A 16,450-nucleotide genomic window follows, 5' to 3' on the forward strand; every position below is an offset into this window, starting at 1 on the left:
GATGGATCTGGACCTTTCTCACCCGTCGATAGAAGACCTTCGGCGAACCGCACAGAAGCGCATTCCGAAGTTTGCTTTCGAATACCTCGACAGCGCGACCGGCCGGGAGCTGGGACTGAAGGTCAACCGTGACGCACTCGATGCCATAGGATTCATGCCGCGTGTGCTATGTGGCCGAACAAAGGCCGAACTGCAGACTACATTGATGGGTCAAAAATACGACCTGCCTTTCGGGATAGCACCGGTAGGCATGTCCGGCCTGATGTGGGCAGGAGCAGAGCGGATGCTTGCCAAGGCAGCGGTTGCTCACAACATTCCGTTCTCGTTGTCCAGCGTGGCGGTTGCTTCACCGGAGGATGTGGCGCCCTACATTGGCAAAAACGGATGGTTTCAGCATTACCCGGTAAAGTCCGGCGAGTTGCGCCGCGCAATGCTTCCGAGGATAAAGGCAGCGGGATTTCATACGCTGATTATCACGGTGGACGTTCCAGAAGAGAGCCGGCGCGAACGACAGCGCCGTGCCAATCTGACGGTGCCTCCAAAAGCTGACCTGCGCACGCTGACTGAAATGGCATCACGACCCGCCTGGTGCCTTGCACATCTGCGCGAGGGCATCATGCCACGTATGCGGTTCTTTGACGATTACGTCCCGACCCGCGGGCGAGAAAGCTTTACCCATGCAGGCGCTCTGATCCGTGGGATTCCAGATTGGGACTACCTGCGCGAACTGAGACAGGAATGGGAGGGTCACCTGATCGTCAAGGGTGTCTTGCGGCCAGAGGATGCACAAAAAATGGTGGCCGAGGGTGTGGATTGCATCTGGGTCTCAAACCACTCCGGGCGTCAATTCGAAGCCGGGCCCGCCGTGATTGACCAACTCCCGAACATCCGCGAGGCGGTCGGAACAGATGTGCCACTGATCTATGACTCTGGCGTTGCCTGGGGATTGGACATCATGCGTGCCCTGGCGAAAGGTGCAGATTTCGTCATGGTCGGACGCGCCTTTCAATATGCCGTTGCAGCGTTCGGAGCACGAGGGATCGACCATCTCGTTCACATCCTGAAAGCTGACATTGAGGCCAACATGAGCCAGCTTGGCAGCGAAAACTTCGGCAGTCTGACAGAGCACCTTCTGAGTACCAGCTGATCGGCAATTACGGCGTGCGGCGGATCAGACAGGCGTGTTGTCATCCCCGTCAATCAGCCCCTTCACGATCAGATCCGCAGTTGAGCGCGAACATGCCATTGGCAGATTATATACCGTTGCGAGACGGGTCAGAGCCTTAACGTCGACGTCGTGTGGCATGGGCGACAGAGGGTCGACAAAGAAAACCAGTGCATCCAGTTTCTCTTCGCAGATCATGGCGCCGATCTGTTGGTCGCCTCCGAGTGGTCCGCTTTTCAAGCAGGTAACATCCAGTTCTGGATAGGCTTGCTTAATGCGACTGCCGGTGGTCCCTGTCGAAAAGATTTGTACTCTGGACAGGCGGGCCAATTGCAGACCCACCCATTCAACGATTTCGTCCTTTCGCGCATCATGGGCCACGAGCGCGAAACGGGGCGCATCACCTGATGAATTGTTCAACGTAATCTTCTCCAAGACCGACTTCCGCGAAGTGTTTTCGGCACAGATCAATCTTGGTAAAGACATCTTCGTAGCCAGTGACCTTGCCCCACGGATCAACATAGCACATCACGCCATTGACCTGGAAATAGGTGACCATCTCTTCGACATCGTCGGGAACGACCAAAGTATGAGTCTCACCCGGCGGCTCAAAGACATATCCCCCTTCTTCCGCAACCCAATCATGTTCCAGATAATGCCAGCGCCCTTTCAGGACAAAACCGTGGACTGGCTGTGGATGGCGGTGCCGCGAAAGAACACCAGCTTTGCGTACTTTGAGGAGGTTCATCCAATAACCTTGCGAGCGGTTCAGGCAGAGCGGTCGGAACCAGACGTTCTCTGCCTGCGGAACCCATAGTCTGTCGTCCTCACTCATGGCATTCGGGATCACGATCTCGTCTTGCGCATCCTTGGGGAATGGCAATTGATATGGCATTCGGGCGGTGTCATCGTCATTCATTGATTTTCCTCACATAGCGAGATAACCGCCATCGACCGGATAGATCGATCCGGTCACAAAACTGGCGTTTTCACTCAAAAGCCATTGCACAAGCGCACCGACTTCTTCGGGTTTCCCCCAGCGCTTCATAGGCGTACGCGCCATGATCCCCGCTGTTCGTTCAGGGTCTTCCCGAAGGCCCTGGGTCATCTCTGTCTCAATCCAACCCGGCGCGATGGCATTGACCCGGATACCGTCTTCGGCCCAGCGACCTGCGAGCGCCTTGGTCAACTGTGCCACGCCGCCCTTGGAAGCGGAATACGCCGGAACCAAAGGCCCACCAAAGGTACTGAGCATAGAGGCGGTGTTGACGATGGCCCCACTCGCTTCAGCCAACAATGGATGCGCGGCAAGACAGCAGCGCATGGTGCCTGTCAGATTCACATCGAGCACCTTGGCGAAGACGTCGATGTCATATTCTTCGCCACGCAAAAGAATACCCGCGCAGTTCACCAAAGCATCGAGACCCGTGAGTTCGCCGAATACATCATTGATGGACGTCTGGTCGGTGACATCCAAGAGCTGCACCTTTAACCCGTCCTGAGGCTCGAATGCCTCCAATTCGGATTGGGAGGCGGATGCGGCGATGACGGACCAACCTGCGTCTGCCAACGACCGCGCAACACCCGCACCAATCCCTCGCGTACCGCCCGTTACTAGGGCCTGTTTCATCCAAGTTCCTCCAATACACTGATGAAGGCGCGCGCGCGCCTGCCGATTTCATCCAATGTATAGCTCGGTTTGAACAGCGCGGACCCCAGCCCATATCCATCTACACCCGCGGCATGATACGACGCCATCGTATCCGGCGTTATGCCGCCTACCGCAGCGACGACTGCGTCTGTAGGCAATACGGCGCGCATGGCAGCAATGGCAGCTGGCGGCACCATTTCCGCCGGAAAGAATTTGAGGACCGATGCTCCGATATCCAACGCCGTAAAGGCCTCGGAGGGCGTCATGACTCCTGGACACCAATAAAGATCCCGAGCGACAGCTGCGCGCCCGACGTCCGGGTTCATATTGGGCGACACGATGATCCGCCCGCCTGCATCAGCAACCGCCGCGACCTGATCCACAGTCAACACTGTGCCAGCGCCGACGATGGTTTGAGCGCCATGTTTCACGGCGATCTGCCCTATCGATTCCAGCGGGTCCGGTGAGTTGAGTGGCACTTCGATTATCCGAAACCCGGCATCGAAGAGTACATCAGACACCGGGCGCGCATTTTCTGGTGCTAGCCCCCGCAAAATCGCAATCAGCGGGTTCTCAGCAAGAGCTGCGGTGAGGTCAATCATCCAACCAACCCCGCAGCGCGAGCAATCAGAAAATGCCCTTTCGCAACGATATCATCTGGCGCGCGACGGCTGTCGAAACCAGCAGTTCGAAGCGCTATTTCGTATCGGACGGACAAATCGCTACGTCCAACAACAGTGATCGTGCCGACGTCTTTTACTTCGCCGGTCGCGGCAGCAACCTCGGTCCCGATCAACAAGCCCGACAAGTAGTCGGCCGTGGCAACCTTTGGGATTTTGCCCATGAGAGGAAGCGTCCGAACATGAAACAGGCTGTGCAGCAGGTTCGACTCACCACTGAGGCCCGCCTTGACGCCCATCACGAATGCGTCTTCGCTGAAGGTGTCCTCCTTCATCAAGGTGCCAAGAATTGTGTGTTCTTTCAGCGCCGAAAAGATTTCACCTGTCATGTAGGTCGAGAAATCCACGATCTTCCCGTCGGCAACCTGAACCCATTTACTGTGCGTTCCCGGCATCACGAACATACCTTCGCTCAAACCTAGCGAAGATGCCCCGATGATCTGGGTCTCCTCGCCGCGCATTACGTCCGGTCCTCCGGCATGTTCTGTCGAGGCACCTGTCACAAAATGAATACGCGCTCCGTTGGCCGCTTCGTGGGGGACCAACGCTCGCGCAAGACCGCCAGCACCCAGCGGCATTTCAGCATATTGCGTTTCTACCCAACCATTGCGGCTGGTGATCATGCCAGATGCCAGGATCGGCAGGTTAGCGTTGGCGACCCAAGGGCCGATTAGACGATCAAGGACCGCCTCAAAGGTTTGTCCCGCAACCTGCATGATACCTTCAGGCGACGAGACCCCATCGATCACGTCGCCCTCCGCACCAATTAGAAATGCACGGAACGATGAAGTGCCCCAATCTACGCCGATCAGCGCTGGCTCAGATGCGACCGAATTCATTCAGCAGATCCTCAACGGTTTTGCCTTGGGCCACCCATTTTCGGGTTTCCTCCTCACGGTCAGCTTGCTCTTGAGCAAGGCGCACGGTTTCTTCGGCAATTTCCTGTGGAATCACAACGACGCCCATAAGATCAGCGACAATGAAATCTCCGGGGTTTACGACGACGCCCCCACAGGCAATGGGCACATTAATCGAAAGTTCTTCTTTACGTTCCGAGAACATCGTGTGCGTTCCGCGCGGCGTGATCGCGCGCGTCCAGATTGGCCAGTTGATGTCTTCCAACTCATCTGTGTCACGCCCAGTGCCATCTACGATCATACCCCGAATGCCACGGTTCTTGGCCAGGCCACCCATTAAACCGCCGCAGACTGACGTTTGACGATCACCACCCGCGTCCACAACGATCACGTCTCCGGGTTGTCCCATTTCAAGCGCTCGCAATGGGTCGACCAGATCACCTTTTGAAAGCTGAACCGTCACGGCCTGGCCTGTCACCTTGGCGCGGAAAGCGGGCTTGATGGCGCTGTCCATCACGCCTGTTCGGTACTGCACATCCGCAAAAATGGCAGCAGCAGAGTACGCCTCCAACACCTTGTCGAATTTTTTGAGAAGTTCCGGGTTTCTTTCAAAATCATTGAAAACCCTGAGGTCCGTGCTGACGTCTGGCATTCTTGTCTCCTGTTATGCGGTAGATACGGCCAACGCGTCGGCATTGACTGTGTAGTCGGGGTTTTGTCCTGTCAGGACCTTGGCCACCTGAGTGGCCGCAGTGACCCGCGCTGCGTGTATGGATTCCTCGGAATAGTAGGCCGCATGTGGCGTTACGAGGACGTTGGGCAGTTTGAACAACGGGTTGTCATCAGGCGTCCAGTTGGCGCGCTTGGCCGGTTCTTCTTCGGGGTCGTCGAGCCCTGCGGCTGCCAGATGGCCTTCGGTCAGCGCCCGGAACAGGGCTTTGTTGTCGACCGTTGGTCCGCGTCCAGTGTTCACGAGTATCGCACCGGGTTTCATGACCGAAAATTCGGCATCCGACAAAAAGTGATGCGTGTTCGGCGTCATCGGCGCCTGCATCAGGATATAGTCGGACCTTGCCAGCAATTCAGGCTTGCTCACCAGCTCGACCCCAATCTTTGCCGCGACTTCTCTTGGCAAATACGGATCGAAGGCGATGACCGTAACTCCGAAAGATTGCGCTCGCGCTACGATGGCTTGCCCTATTTTTCCCAGCGAGACGACACCCATCGTCCGCCCGCGCAACCGGTAGACCGGCTGCCCGCTTTGCCACTTCCAGACCCCTGCATGAGTGGCCCGATCATAGTCAGGCAACTTGCGCGCCAGGGTCAGCCAAAGGGCAATCGCGTGATCGGCGACTTCCTCGGTGCAATAGTTTTGCACGTTGGTAACGAGGATGCCTTTTTCCGTTGCCGTGCCGACATCCACGATATCTACGCCTACGCCATAACGCGCGATGACCTCGCAGTTCCGCATCCGCGTAATCGTTTCCTTCCCGATCCGGGCATATTGATTCATCATCGCTGCGCAATGCGGCGCGACATCAAACAGGTCTTCCTGGCGCTTGGCCTGAAGCGCAATCACCTCGGCTCCTGCGGCTTCCAGGATTTCCGTCTCAACGGCAACATCACCAAAGTCGTAATCGGTTATCACGACCTTGGGTTTGTCCGTTCTGGGGGGAAAGGCGGCGCGATCAGTCATAGGCACCCGCCGAATAGGTCAATTCGTACGAGTGGCTATAGAGCTCGAATATGTTGCCAAACGGGTCTTCCATATAGACCATGCGATAAGGCTTTTCACCTGGGTAATACTTGCGCACTTGGCTCATGCGCTGGCGCCCGCCAAGGTCTTCGATAACCTTGATGCGGCCTTCCAGATCCTCGTCCTGTACGCAGAAATGAAACAAGCCACGCCGCCAATATTCAAACGGTCGTTCTTCTTCGACGGTCTTCGGGAATTCAAACAATTCGATGCCAACACCGTCGCCCATTGACAAGTGAGCGATGCGGAAGCTTCCCCATCCTTCCCCAAATACATCGTCGCACATCTGACCGATGGCGCTTTCGTCATGCATGATTTCAGTTGGTTCCATCAGCACGTACAGGCCGAATGCCTTGGAATAAAACTCCACGGCTTTTTCCAAGTCGGGAACTGTGATGCCAATGTGAGAGAAAGTGAGAGCGGCCATAGCAGGCTCCTCCAGTTAGCAGTTAAAGAATATTGCGAACGATGCCGCCTTCGATCCGATGCGCAGAACCATTGGAGGCTGTGCTTGCTGAGATCGTGACGATCATGCGGGCGACTTCGTCTGGTTGGACAAAGCGTTGTATGAGCGATGTGGGCTCATCTAATTTGAAGTAATTGTCGACGATCGTGTCGAGCGGCTCACCCTTCTGATCGGCGAGGCCGTCAAAATAGGCTTCGACACCTTCTGTCCAGGTTGGACCAGGCAGGATCGAGTTAACCCGAACTTTTGTCCCCTTTGTCAATTCTGCCATGCCACGTGTCAGACCTAACATGGCAGTTTTAGTGACAGAATAATGCACCATCTGAGGTAGTGGTTTCACTGCCGCTTCGCTGGCCATGTTGATGATAGATCCCTTATCCCGGCCAAGCATGTCAGGCAGGAAAATTCGGCTCATCCGAACGGCGGACAGGACGTTGATGTTGAAATAGTGCATCCAGTCGTCATCCGTGAGATCCTCGAACGGTTTAACCGAAAAGATGCCGACATTATTCACCAGAACGTCTACCGCACCGCGCGCTCGCGCAAAATCCGCCAGCGTTTCTGCATCTGAGGTCTTGGTTAGGTCGGCCGCAATGCCCTCAACGTCGCCCAGAGATGACAGGTCGTTGACGCAGTCGGACACTTCCGCCTCGGTCAGGCCATGCACGATGACCCGCGCGCCTTCTTCCAGGTAGACCCGGGCAGTGGCTTTGCCGATGCCAGAACCTGAACCAGTCACCAGGACCAGTTTATTCTTAAGCCCCAGATCCATCTCAGGCCTCCTTCTTAACGTTAGATGACTGCTGCGATGAAGGGCGGCCGAACATTCGACCCATCAAGCCCGAAATTTCCGCGCGCCACATGTCTATGCCGACGGCCAACAGAATGATCAGGCCCAACACGATGTTCTGAACCGAAGATGGCGCAGCGTTCAGGTTCAAACCATTCTGGACGATAACGATTGTCATCGCCCCCATCAGCGTGGCGAGGATGTTGCCACGACCGCCTGCAAGGCTGGCTCCGCCGACAACAGCAGCGGCAATGGCCTGCAGTTCCAGCGTCTGGCCATAGTTGGGCGAACCAGAGTTGAGGCGCGCTGACATCAGGATCGCACCAACAGCCGTCATGAAACCAGCGATGACAAATGTCGTCGTCTGAACTTTTCGTACGTTGATACCCGTCAGAACGGCAGCGGCTGGGTTACCACCCACGGCATAGATCTCACGCCCAAGTTTCGTGAAGTTCATGGTGAACGCAGCAAGGACGTAGAAGAATACGAGGTAGAAGAAAGGCATCGGAACGCCGAACAGCTTGCCGTAGAAGATTGGCTCTAACGCCGGATCCAGCGAGAAGATCGGAGACCCATTGTTGAAGGTCAGGGCAAGGCCCCTGAAGGCAATCAACGCCGCCAATGTCGTGATAAACGACGGGATACGCCCGTAGGCTGTTATCAGCCCAATGAACAGACCAAGCAATCCGCCCATGAAGAGTATGAGGGGCAGCGCCAGAACCAGTGGAATGCCGACAAATTTCAACATTTGCGCAACGATCATGGTCAGCAAAGCCACCATAGACCCGGAACTCAGATCGATGCCCGCAGCGAAGATCACGATAGTAGACCCGATTGCGATCAAGGCCACGATGCTTACCTGTAGCGAAAGGTTAGAAAGGTTGCCCGGGTTCAGGAAGCGTTCGGTCGTAAGGGCCACGATCAGTGCGACAATCACCATTGCTGCGAATGGCCCGATCAACTGGGTGTCAAAGATCCGCTTCATGCGAAAGCCTCCTTAGGCTTGGATTGGGGGGTGTCGGCGGACGCGCGAACAAGATCGTCATGCGTAAGGTCGGATGCATCGACCGTGCGCACTATCGTTCCGTGCTGCACGACGGCAATCCGATCGCTCATCGCAAGCAACTCATCATGGTCTGAACTGATTAGAATGATCGATTTTCCCGCCCGCGTGAGCCTGTTAATCAACTTATAAACAGCGATCTTGGCGCCGATATCGATCCCTTGCGTCGGTTCATCAAGGATCAGGATGTCAGAGGCTGAGAACAGCCAACGTGCAATCACGATCTTCTGCTGATTACCACCAGACAAGAAGTTGACCGTCTTTTCCTCGGCCTGGGTCGAGATTTCCAGATCGCGGATCAGGTCATGGGTGGCTTGCTCTTCCGCCTTAAGATTCAACACGCCGAACCGGCTTAGCCCGCCAAGGGACGCTGCAGTGACGTTCCCGCTTGCGCGGAAATTGAAGAACAACCCGTCAAACTTACGGTTCTCCGGAACAAGGGCCAATCCAGCACGGATCGCATCGATTTCCCGGCGGAAGCGTACTGGTTTGCCATGCAGTGTTATCTGTCCGCCCGCCAGCTCGTCTGTCCCAAACAGGGCGCGGGCAATCTCTGTGCGGCCACTGCCCAATACACCACCCAAACCCAAAACTTCACCTCGGTGCAACGAAAACGATACATCTCTCACGCCCGAATTGGTGACCAGACCCGCCGCCTCTAGCACAATATCCTTGGTCGCGTTCTGCTCCTTGGGATAATGCTCACCAATGTCCTCACCGACCATTGCGCTGACAATCTCAGAGACGTTGATCTTGGTCTCGCCACTCGCTCGCACAACACAGCCGTTGCGCAAGATCGTCACTTCATCAACGATCCGTTCAACCTCATCCAGCCTGTGCGACACATAGAGAATAGCGGTTCCGCGTTCACGCATATTGCGCAGTAACTGGTGCAGGCGTTCAATTTCATCTTCACCCAATGCCGCCGTTGGCTCATCCAGGATGATCATGCGGGCGTCCATCGCGACGGCTTTCGCGATCTCGACCAGTTGTTGCTCGCCTACCGATAGCGAGCCGGTGATCGTTTCGGGAGAAACATCGACATCCATTTCCGCCAAAACGCGCGCGGCTTCGTTGTGGACCTTGGCCCAGTCGATCACGCCAAAGCGGGACCGAGGCATATTGCCAAGGAAGATGTTTTCGCCAACCGACAAGGTGGGCACGATCGAGAATTCCTGAAAAACTGTTGCGACACCAAGTTCACGTGCCGCCTGCGGATCGCTGATCGTGACCGGCTTGCCATTGTGCAGGATTTGACCGCTATCGGGTTGCTGCACGCCGGACAGTGTCTTGATCATAGTCGACTTGCCACAGCCATTTTCACCCAGCAGCCCATGAATGGAACCGGGCATAAGCCGGATGCAAACCTCGTCATTCGCCAAAACCCCAGGATAGGCCTTGGTGATATCGACAAACTCCCAAAGTGGCGTTGCGGGTGTCATTGCGATTGCCTCGACAAAAGTGAAACTCGGTTGAGTTGCGACCCGGCAGCACGCGCACGCGCCACCGGGAAGCGGGGAGAAAGCTCAGTACTCTTTGGACGGCTGCGGGAAGAGCTTTTCTGGCTCTTGCAGCACGCTGATCGCACCATCTTTGTCTTCAATTGATGTGGGCGTTTCGATCCAGCCGCCGGGATAGGACCCGTTGAGCGCATCAATGGTTGCGTGCATGGCCGCTTTACCCATTAAGAATGGCGAGGTGTTGACGGTTGCCGTGATGTTGCCAGCCGCGATTTCTTCAAGGCCAGACGTGTCACCATCATTGCCCAAAAGGACGATATCATTGCGGCCAAGTGCTTTTGCAGCAAATGATGCCCCAATGATCATGTAGTCGTTCGCCGCAAAGATCATGTCGAGATCGGGGTTCGACTGCAGGATATCCATACCAGCAGTGTTGCCGCCTTCAACGTTCCATTTACCATCAATGGATACCACAACGTCGAAGTTATCATTGCCCTCGATACCGTCGAGGAAGCCGCCCACACGTTCGGTCGAGTGATAGCCAGGCTGCCCTTCGATAATGCCGACCTTCAGCGGTTGATCACCATAAGTTTCAATGGCCCAATCAGCGATAGCATGCGTGCCGTTACGCTGAGAGTACCCGACAACGCCATGAATTGGTGTCGGGAAGTTCGGGATGTCCGAATTGATCATCAGAACTGCCATGCCCTTGTCTACTGCCTGCTTTAGCAATGGTGCGGCAGCAAATTCATCGTGTGTCCCAAAGATGATTGCATCCACATCCTGCGTCAGCACATCCTGGATCATTCCCATTTGGCCGTTGATGTCCGCACCGGACTGGGGCGCAAGCATGAAGACTTCGACCCCGGCCTCAGCAGCAACCGCTTTGATGCCTTCACCGATGGCGATGTAGTAGTTGAACTCGGTCGCCGGCGGCATATACGCGATCCGGAACGTATCGTTCTTGGGTTCTATTGCATCGATTGGCGCTTGTGCCCCGTCCTCAAGTGGAACAGGTGTTGGATAATTTTCCGCCAGAGCGACCGTTGCCAGCGTGGCGAACCCCGCGGCAAGCGTAGTGGTCATTAGCGTTTTCAACATAGTTTTCTCCTCCAGAATTTCGTTGGTTATCCTTTGAATGGCGCGTCTATCACGCCACGAACGCCGGGTTTCACAGCAAAGAGGCCGCCGGATTCCGGTTCTTTTGTTAAAGCTGCTTCGTCACTCATCAGCCTTGAGCTCGTTATGAACAGCGTGTCGAGATCAGGCCCACCGAAAGCGCAACAGGTGGGCTTCCAGACCGGCACCTCGATCACTCGATCTATCGTGCCGTCAGGTGCGACGCGAACAACGCGATGGCCTTCCCATTCGGCGTTCCAGACGCCCCCTTCGGCATCGACACAGGACCCATCAGGCAAGCCTGGCTCATCATTGAAAGAAGCGTGCTGCCGACGGTTCGAAACGGTTCCACCGCGTGTGTCGTAATCAAATGCAACGATTTCCCGATCCGGGGTATCCGCAAAGAACATCGTCTCACCGTCGGACGTAAAGCAAGTCGAATTGGCGCAAGACACTCCTTCGATAATCGTCCGTACACTCAAATCCTTATCGACGCAGATGACTGACGAATCGGCTTTACCAGAAACTTCGTTCATGCCTCCAACAATCAATCGCCCTTGGCGATCGGTTCGCCCATCGTTAAGCCGTGTCTCCGGATTGTTCGGCTCGAATCGCGTCACGAGGGTTTCCTCGCTATTGGGCGAATCGAACAAGACAACTCGATCCGCATAGGCAACGATCAGACCGCCAGACGCGCGCGGCGCGAAGCAACACACGCGCTCCGGCATCTCATGAGAGGCAGTTTCTGACGTTGCAGGATCAAATGACCAAAGCGCACAGCCTTCAATGTCGGTCCACCAGATTAGGCCGTCGGCGGGATTCCAGAAAATCCCTTCCCCGTGCTGGTTCTTACAATCGACGACCAACTCTGCGCGCACTTTTTGATCTCCTAAGTACATTCTGATATCTGATATACCAGCTTGCCTAATCTGGTGTATCAGATATCTTGCATCTGGCAACACCTTTTTTTGGAGATATCCTCAGATGGCGCTTGAGAGACCCAAGTCTTTGCGTGAACTCGCACTGGAACATTTGCGGAATAGTATTATCGATGGCTCCCTGAAAATGGGCCAGGTTTTGTCGGAGCGAAAAATCTCCGAAGAGCTGGGCGTATCGAAATCGCCAGTCCGCGAAGCACTCGCTCAATTACGTGACGAAGGGTTGGTCAGTATCGAGCCTCAAAAAGGCGCACGCGTTTTTTCGCTGTCTGAGCCGGAAGTGACTCAGATCTGCGATTTCAGACAGGCTATCGAAACTGCCGCCTTTGAACTTGCGTTGTTGCGGAACCCGGAAGGTCTTGCCGACGACATGCAGCGTGTCGTGAAGGACATGGAGAAGGAACGCAGGCGAGGCAATGAAAAGGGCTACCTTTCACTGGATACCACGTTTCATCAGTTGATTTTTGAACATGCCGGTAACGATTACCTGACGGCCAGCTATACACGCTACATTGGTAAGATTGCCGCATTGCGGACCCATTTGGCGAAGCTGCCACAGCATACTGAGCTCTCCTTCGATGAGCATTCGAAAATCGCTATTGCCGTTCGCGAAGGTGACATGGCCAAAATCAAATCTCTTCTCACAGCGCATATTGACCGCACCAGACAAGCCTACAAAAGCGCCGCCATCGTCCTCGAAGGCGCGACCGCATCCTAGCAAAAACGTAGCTTCGTTGTGACGGGGGCGGGCCAGAACGGCGCCGCCCCTTTCTTTTGGGCACCTCACGGTCTTTTCTTTTTCAGTTGACATCTGAGATATCAGATGCCAATCAAAAGACGGGAGGAAGCTTGTATGACGCCAGCAATGAAACCTGACTCACCGGGGCTACAGCCACTGATCCAGCTGGATCGGGTTGGCAAAAGCTTCGGCACGAACATTGTTTTGGATGGCGTCGACTTTGAATTGAGACCCGGCGAAGTTCACGCGCTATGCGGGGAAAACGGCGCCGGAAAATCCACTTGTCTCGGCCTGTTTTATGGACTTCACCAACCTTCTGCTGGGCGTATCCTGTGCGACGGCAAGGAACAGCGAGTCGAAAGCCCATCACACGCGCAATCCCTGGGCATCGGCTGTGTTTTTCAAGAACTCAGCCTCGCTGGCGCCCTCTCTGTTGCGGAAAACATCTACGCGGGGCGCGTACCCACCCGGTTTGGCGTAGTTGACTGGCCTGAACTGCGCCGCCGTGCGGAGGCGTTACTGGCGGAATTCGGTCTGGATATCGACGTCTCAACACCCGTGGAAAACTTGCCAATAAGCTCCCGCCAGATTGTTGAAATCGCCAAGGCGCTGTCGTTGAATTCCCGCGTCCTTTTGCTGGATGAACCGACATCAGCATTGGCACCCGACGAAGTAGACGCACTATTCGAAGTCCTAAAGTCCCTGACAAAGAAAGGGATTGGCATCGTCTATGTCAGCCACCATATGGCCGAGATTTTCCAGATCTCGGATCGCATTACCGTTTTGCGAGATGGGCGCCACATCAGCACTTTACCGGTTTCGGAAACTTCTCAGGAACAAGTCGTCGCCGAGATGATCGGCGGCGCTCACCCCGGTGATGTCACGCGGTCAGGTAAGGTTAACGGCGAAGAGGTTTTGCATGTCCGAGAATTAACCCATCCAGATGAATTCGAAGACATTTCTTTCTCCATTAAAGCCGGAGAGATTGTAGGGATGGCAGGGTTGATGGGCGCTCGCCGCAGCGAGATTGTTCGATCGATTGTCGGGTTGATGCATGGCGCGACCGGGGAGATCAGACTGCACGGCAAGCCTGTTAACTTTGCGTCCTTGCGGCAGGCGATGCGTGCTGGGGTCGGGTTTGTTCCCGAGGAACGCAAGACTGAAGGCCTCTTTCTGGAACAATCACTCAGCGACAACCTGATCGCGGCCAGTCTTTCCGATCATGCGTCTGCTGGGTTCATGCGTTCGGGCTCGATCAAAGAAGCAAGCCAAACAGCCATTGACGCATTCAGTGTCAAAACCAGCGGGATTAACGAACTTGTTGGTGATCTCTCAGGGGGCAATCAGCAAAAGATAATGTTGGCCAAGTGGCTCAAACGCGCGCCAGCTCTTCTGATCATTGAGGAGCCCACAAAAGGGGTCGATGTCGGAGCCAAATTCCAAATCCACACGGAACTTTTGCGTCGAGCAGCCGAGGGAATGGCCATCCTCGTCGTGTCATCCGATTTTCCCGAACTGGTCTCTCTCTCGACCCGCATCCTTGTCGTCCACGACGGTCGCCTCATGGGAGACATCGCAGCCGCTGAGGCAACCGAAACCACGCTTCTTCAAATGGCCGCTGGAAATTCCGTTCCAATTGTGGACGCACCCCAAACCAATCAATCAGGAGTCGCGACGTGACCATGACCGCTCAAGCCAACTTGCCCATGAAGCGTCCGCTGCTGCGCCGTGTTCTACAAGCTTTTGTCGATATTCGTGAACTGACGCTGATCGTTCTGATCGCCGCCATCATCATCGTGATGTCCAACGTTAATCCCTATTTCCTCAGCTTCTCGAACTTTCGAGCCGTGGCCGTGGGCATGGCCCCCACCGCGATCATCGTGATCGGTATGGCGATCCTACTTGCATCCGGCGGGTTCGATCTTTCCGTTGGATCGGTTATGGCTTTGTCTTCTACCGTCGTAGCCATGCTGCTTTTGACTGGTATGCCAATTCCGCTCGCTGTGGTATGCGGATTAGTGTTGGGTGGAATTGTCGGGGTAGTCAACGGTTTGCTCGTGACCGGCCTCGGGATCAATCCGCTTATCGCGACCCTCGGCACGATGTCGATCGCGCGAGGCATCGCTCTTGTCCTGACCGAAGGTTTTTCTGTCTCAAGCCTGCCGGCATCATTTGCCTGGATCGGCAAAGCTGACATAGGCGGCTTTCCGGTAATCGTCTTGTTCACCATTCTGCTCGTCGTTCTGTTTGACCTGGCCGTCCGCCATACGCGCTTTTTCCGTCAGGTCTATTTCATCGGCGCCAATGAAAAGGCCGCGATGTTGTCAGGCATCCATGTCACACGCGTACGTATCATTCTGTACGCACTGACCGGTATTCTGGCTGCTTTGGCGGGTGTATTGCTGGCCTCCCGCCTGATGAGCGGCACGCCCACGGCAGGAAACGGTATCGAACTTCAGGTTCTGGCAGCGGCTGTCATCGGTGGCGCATCTCTACGCGGCGGCGAAGGTACTATTCTTGGTGCTTTCCTCGGCGTCGTTTTCGTTGCGTTGATCAACAACACTATGACGATGCTGGCTGTATCGATCTACTGGCAGATGATCGTCATCGGCGGTGTACTCGTTACAGCGGTCGCCTTGGACATGCTGATCCGAAGCAAACGGGGCTAATCCCGAAGCTTTCCAAAACTCAACAACAACCAAAGATCCAAAACAGGGAGACTACGATGACTGAATTGAACGTGAATCGGCGCAGGCTGCTGACAGCGGGCACCACCGCTGGATTGGCCGCAGCGTTCGGACTGCCCATGCTGTCCAAAGAAGCCATGGCGCAAGCGGCCGGCAAGGAGTATGTGTTCCTGTCCATCGTCACGCAGGTGCCGTTCTGGGTGGACTATCGAAATGCAATGGAAGACCTTGAGGAACTGATGGGCATCAAGGCCACATTCACGGGCCCCTTGGATTTTGACACGGCCGCACAAGCACGCCAATTGGATGAACTGATCGCTAGACGTCCCGCAGGCATCCTTATCTTCCCCGGTGATCCGGCCACTCTGGCTCCCGGCGTCGAACGTGCGGTCGAGGCGGGCATTCCGGTCACATGTTGTATTGGCGATATTCCCGACAGCCCCCGGTCCACATTCCTTGGTATCAACGGCGTTCAGGCAGGACGTGTCGGCGGTGAAATGCTCGCGCAAGCGATTGGCGGGAAAGGCAAGGTTATCCTCGGCACTTTCCCTGCCCCCTCCACGTTGGAGCGGGTCGAGGGGTACAAACAAATCTTTGCTGAGAAATACCCAAATATCGAGGTCGTCGACGTCGTCAACGATAAGGCCGACCCGTCCTATGCGCCGACAGCCTACCTTCAGGCAATTCAGGCGAACCCGGATATTGTTGGCATTGGCGGCACGGACGGCGACAGCGGCAAAGGCGCGGCAATTGCCGTCAATGAGGCGGGACGCAAGGACATCAAGATCGTCGCGATGGACCGAAATGATGATATGCTTCCCTATATCGAAGACGGCACAATTCACGGCGCTGTGGCTCAGAAATCCTATCTTGAGATCTTTCTCGCCTTCCACATGATGCATTGGCAGAACACTGACGCGCTGAAGGTCTTGCCCGATTGGAAGGCGGCTGGCATCAATCCTTTGCCAGAGCGTGTTGAAACCGGGGTTATGCCGATTACGGCCGAAAACGTCGTCCAGTTCAAACACACCTAAGCGATTGTCCCGGCGCATTCTGTCGCGCCGGGAACCGATAGGAGG

General features: G+C 55.4%; 18 protein-coding genes. 5 read left to right on the forward strand and 13 right to left on the reverse strand.

Features of this window, described 5'->3' with window-relative positions; translation table 11 throughout:
* The first annotated feature begins 1 nt into the window (after position 1).
* The gene (locus ACR0LI_RS19795) at positions 2-1,147 is read left to right on the forward strand and encodes an alpha-hydroxy acid oxidase (protein WP_480719100.1); all 1,146 of its coding nucleotides are present in this window, start codon (positions 2-4) and stop codon (positions 1,145-1,147) included.
* A gap of 24 nt (positions 1,148-1,171) precedes the next feature.
* Here the strand turns inward: ACR0LI_RS19795 and ACR0LI_RS19800 are convergent, their stop codons facing one another.
* The 13 genes from ACR0LI_RS19800 to ACR0LI_RS19860 all read right to left on the reverse strand — a co-directional run bounded on the left by ACR0LI_RS19800 (position 1,172) and on the right by ACR0LI_RS19860 (position 11,906).
* Positions 1,172-1,585: a methylglyoxal synthase gene (locus tag ACR0LI_RS19800; protein ID WP_480719101.1), complete on the reverse strand. Its 414-nt coding sequence runs from the start codon at positions 1,583-1,585 to the stop codon at positions 1,172-1,174.
* Positions 1,566-2,084, reverse strand: a complete 519-nt coding sequence (locus tag ACR0LI_RS19805; protein ID WP_170347546.1) for a 2,4'-dihydroxyacetophenone dioxygenase family protein — start codon at positions 2,082-2,084, stop codon at positions 1,566-1,568. The genes ACR0LI_RS19800 and ACR0LI_RS19805 overlap by 20 nt, the downstream gene beginning before the upstream one ends.
* 9 nt (positions 2,085-2,093) lie before the next feature.
* Positions 2,094-2,795 (reverse strand): SDR family NAD(P)-dependent oxidoreductase, encoded by a 702-nt coding sequence (locus tag ACR0LI_RS19810; protein ID WP_480719102.1) that lies wholly within the window; start codon positions 2,793-2,795, stop codon positions 2,094-2,096.
* The gene (locus ACR0LI_RS19815; RefSeq protein ID WP_170411673.1) at positions 2,792-3,418 is read right to left on the reverse strand and encodes a 2-dehydro-3-deoxy-6-phosphogalactonate aldolase; all 627 of its coding nucleotides are present in this window, start codon (positions 3,416-3,418) and stop codon (positions 2,792-2,794) included. Before ACR0LI_RS19815 ends, ACR0LI_RS19810 begins: the two co-directional genes overlap by 4 nt.
* Entirely contained in the window at positions 3,415-4,335 is a 921-nt protein-coding gene (locus ACR0LI_RS19820) for a 2-dehydro-3-deoxygalactonokinase (RefSeq protein WP_480492537.1), read from the reverse strand. The genes ACR0LI_RS19815 and ACR0LI_RS19820 overlap by 4 nt, the downstream gene beginning before the upstream one ends.
* Positions 4,316-5,005: an RraA family protein gene (locus tag ACR0LI_RS19825; RefSeq protein WP_480492536.1), complete on the reverse strand. Its 690-nt coding sequence runs from the start codon at positions 5,003-5,005 to the stop codon at positions 4,316-4,318. Before ACR0LI_RS19825 ends, ACR0LI_RS19820 begins: the two co-directional genes overlap by 20 nt.
* A 12-nt stretch (positions 5,006-5,017) precedes the next feature.
* Positions 5,018-6,049: a C-terminal binding protein gene (locus tag ACR0LI_RS19830; protein WP_480719103.1), complete on the reverse strand. Its 1,032-nt coding sequence runs from the start codon at positions 6,047-6,049 to the stop codon at positions 5,018-5,020.
* On the reverse strand, positions 6,042-6,536 hold the full coding sequence (locus ACR0LI_RS19835) for a lactoylglutathione lyase family protein (protein WP_480492535.1): 495 nt from the start codon (positions 6,534-6,536) through the stop codon (positions 6,042-6,044). Before ACR0LI_RS19835 ends, ACR0LI_RS19830 begins: the two co-directional genes overlap by 8 nt.
* Before the next feature lie 22 nt (positions 6,537-6,558).
* A complete protein-coding gene (locus ACR0LI_RS19840; protein ID WP_480719104.1) occupies positions 6,559-7,347 on the reverse strand; it encodes an SDR family NAD(P)-dependent oxidoreductase in 789 nt (262 codons plus the stop codon).
* 1 nt (position 7,348) lies between these two features.
* Complete coding sequence (locus tag ACR0LI_RS19845) at positions 7,349-8,350, reverse strand: ABC transporter permease (protein ID WP_480719105.1); 1,002 nt, start codon at positions 8,348-8,350, stop codon at positions 7,349-7,351.
* Positions 8,347-9,870, reverse strand: coding sequence for a sugar ABC transporter ATP-binding protein (locus ACR0LI_RS19850; protein ID WP_480719106.1), 1,524 nt, complete (start codon positions 9,868-9,870; stop codon positions 8,347-8,349). Before ACR0LI_RS19850 ends, ACR0LI_RS19845 begins: the two co-directional genes overlap by 4 nt.
* An 84-nt stretch (positions 9,871-9,954) precedes the next feature.
* Positions 9,955-10,989: a sugar ABC transporter substrate-binding protein gene (locus tag ACR0LI_RS19855; RefSeq protein ID WP_480492532.1), complete on the reverse strand. Its 1,035-nt coding sequence runs from the start codon at positions 10,987-10,989 to the stop codon at positions 9,955-9,957.
* Positions 10,990-11,015: 26 nt separating this feature from the next.
* Positions 11,016-11,906, reverse strand: a complete 891-nt coding sequence (locus ACR0LI_RS19860) for an SMP-30/gluconolactonase/LRE family protein (protein ID WP_480492531.1) — start codon at positions 11,904-11,906, stop codon at positions 11,016-11,018.
* A gap of 85 nt (positions 11,907-11,991) precedes the next feature.
* Between ACR0LI_RS19860 and ACR0LI_RS19865 the strand changes: the two genes are divergently transcribed.
* The 4 genes from ACR0LI_RS19865 to ACR0LI_RS19880 all read left to right on the forward strand — a co-directional run bounded on the left by ACR0LI_RS19865 (position 11,992) and on the right by ACR0LI_RS19880 (position 16,405).
* A complete protein-coding gene (locus ACR0LI_RS19865; RefSeq protein WP_010437239.1) occupies positions 11,992-12,663 on the forward strand; it encodes a GntR family transcriptional regulator in 672 nt (223 codons plus the stop codon).
* 135 nt (positions 12,664-12,798) lie between these two features.
* Positions 12,799-14,364: a sugar ABC transporter ATP-binding protein gene (locus ACR0LI_RS19870; RefSeq protein ID WP_480492530.1), complete on the forward strand. Its 1,566-nt coding sequence runs from the start codon at positions 12,799-12,801 to the stop codon at positions 14,362-14,364.
* 2 nt (positions 14,365-14,366) lie between these two features.
* Complete coding sequence (locus tag ACR0LI_RS19875; protein WP_174818509.1) at positions 14,367-15,353, forward strand: ABC transporter permease; 987 nt, start codon at positions 14,367-14,369, stop codon at positions 15,351-15,353.
* Positions 15,354-15,409: 56 nt separating this feature from the next.
* Positions 15,410-16,405: a substrate-binding domain-containing protein gene (locus tag ACR0LI_RS19880; RefSeq protein WP_480492529.1), complete on the forward strand. Its 996-nt coding sequence runs from the start codon at positions 15,410-15,412 to the stop codon at positions 16,403-16,405.
* Positions 16,406-16,450 lie beyond the last annotated feature (45 nt).

The sequence above is a fragment of the Ruegeria sp. CL7 genome (assembly GCF_056536445.1).

Coding starts and splice junctions, on each gene's coding strand:
- ACR0LI_RS19795 (WP_480719100.1), top strand. CDS start 2: ATGGATCTGGACCTTTCTCACCCGTCGATAGAAGACCTTCGGCGAACC.
- ACR0LI_RS19805 (WP_170347546.1), bottom strand. CDS start 2,084: ATGAATGACGATGACACCGCCCGAATGCCATATCAATTGCCATTCCCC.
- ACR0LI_RS19810 (WP_480719102.1), bottom strand. CDS start 2,795: ATGAAACAGGCCCTAGTAACGGGCGGTACGCGAGGGATTGGTGCGGGT.
- ACR0LI_RS19815 (WP_170411673.1), bottom strand. CDS start 3,418: ATGATTGACCTCACCGCAGCTCTTGCTGAGAACCCGCTGATTGCGATT.
- ACR0LI_RS19820 (WP_480492537.1), bottom strand. CDS start 4,335: ATGAATTCGGTCGCATCTGAGCCAGCGCTGATCGGCGTAGATTGGGGC.
- ACR0LI_RS19825 (WP_480492536.1), bottom strand. CDS start 5,005: ATGCCAGACGTCAGCACGGACCTCAGGGTTTTCAATGATTTTGAAAGA.
- ACR0LI_RS19830 (WP_480719103.1), bottom strand. CDS start 6,049: ATGACTGATCGCGCCGCCTTTCCCCCCAGAACGGACAAACCCAAGGTC.
- ACR0LI_RS19835 (WP_480492535.1), bottom strand. CDS start 6,536: ATGGCCGCTCTCACTTTCTCTCACATTGGCATCACAGTTCCCGACTTG.
- ACR0LI_RS19840 (WP_480719104.1), bottom strand. CDS start 7,347: ATGGATCTGGGGCTTAAGAATAAACTGGTCCTGGTGACTGGTTCAGGT.
- ACR0LI_RS19845 (WP_480719105.1), bottom strand. CDS start 8,350: ATGAAGCGGATCTTTGACACCCAGTTGATCGGGCCATTCGCAGCAATG.
- ACR0LI_RS19850 (WP_480719106.1), bottom strand. CDS start 9,870: ATGACACCCGCAACGCCACTTTGGGAGTTTGTCGATATCACCAAGGCC.
- ACR0LI_RS19855 (WP_480492532.1), bottom strand. CDS start 10,989: ATGTTGAAAACGCTAATGACCACTACGCTTGCCGCGGGGTTCGCCACG.
- ACR0LI_RS19860 (WP_480492531.1), bottom strand. CDS start 11,906: ATGTACTTAGGAGATCAAAAAGTGCGCGCAGAGTTGGTCGTCGATTGT.
- ACR0LI_RS19865 (WP_010437239.1), top strand. CDS start 11,992: ATGGCGCTTGAGAGACCCAAGTCTTTGCGTGAACTCGCACTGGAACAT.
- ACR0LI_RS19870 (WP_480492530.1), top strand. CDS start 12,799: ATGACGCCAGCAATGAAACCTGACTCACCGGGGCTACAGCCACTGATC.
- ACR0LI_RS19875 (WP_174818509.1), top strand. CDS start 14,367: ATGACCGCTCAAGCCAACTTGCCCATGAAGCGTCCGCTGCTGCGCCGT.
- ACR0LI_RS19880 (WP_480492529.1), top strand. CDS start 15,410: ATGACTGAATTGAACGTGAATCGGCGCAGGCTGCTGACAGCGGGCACC.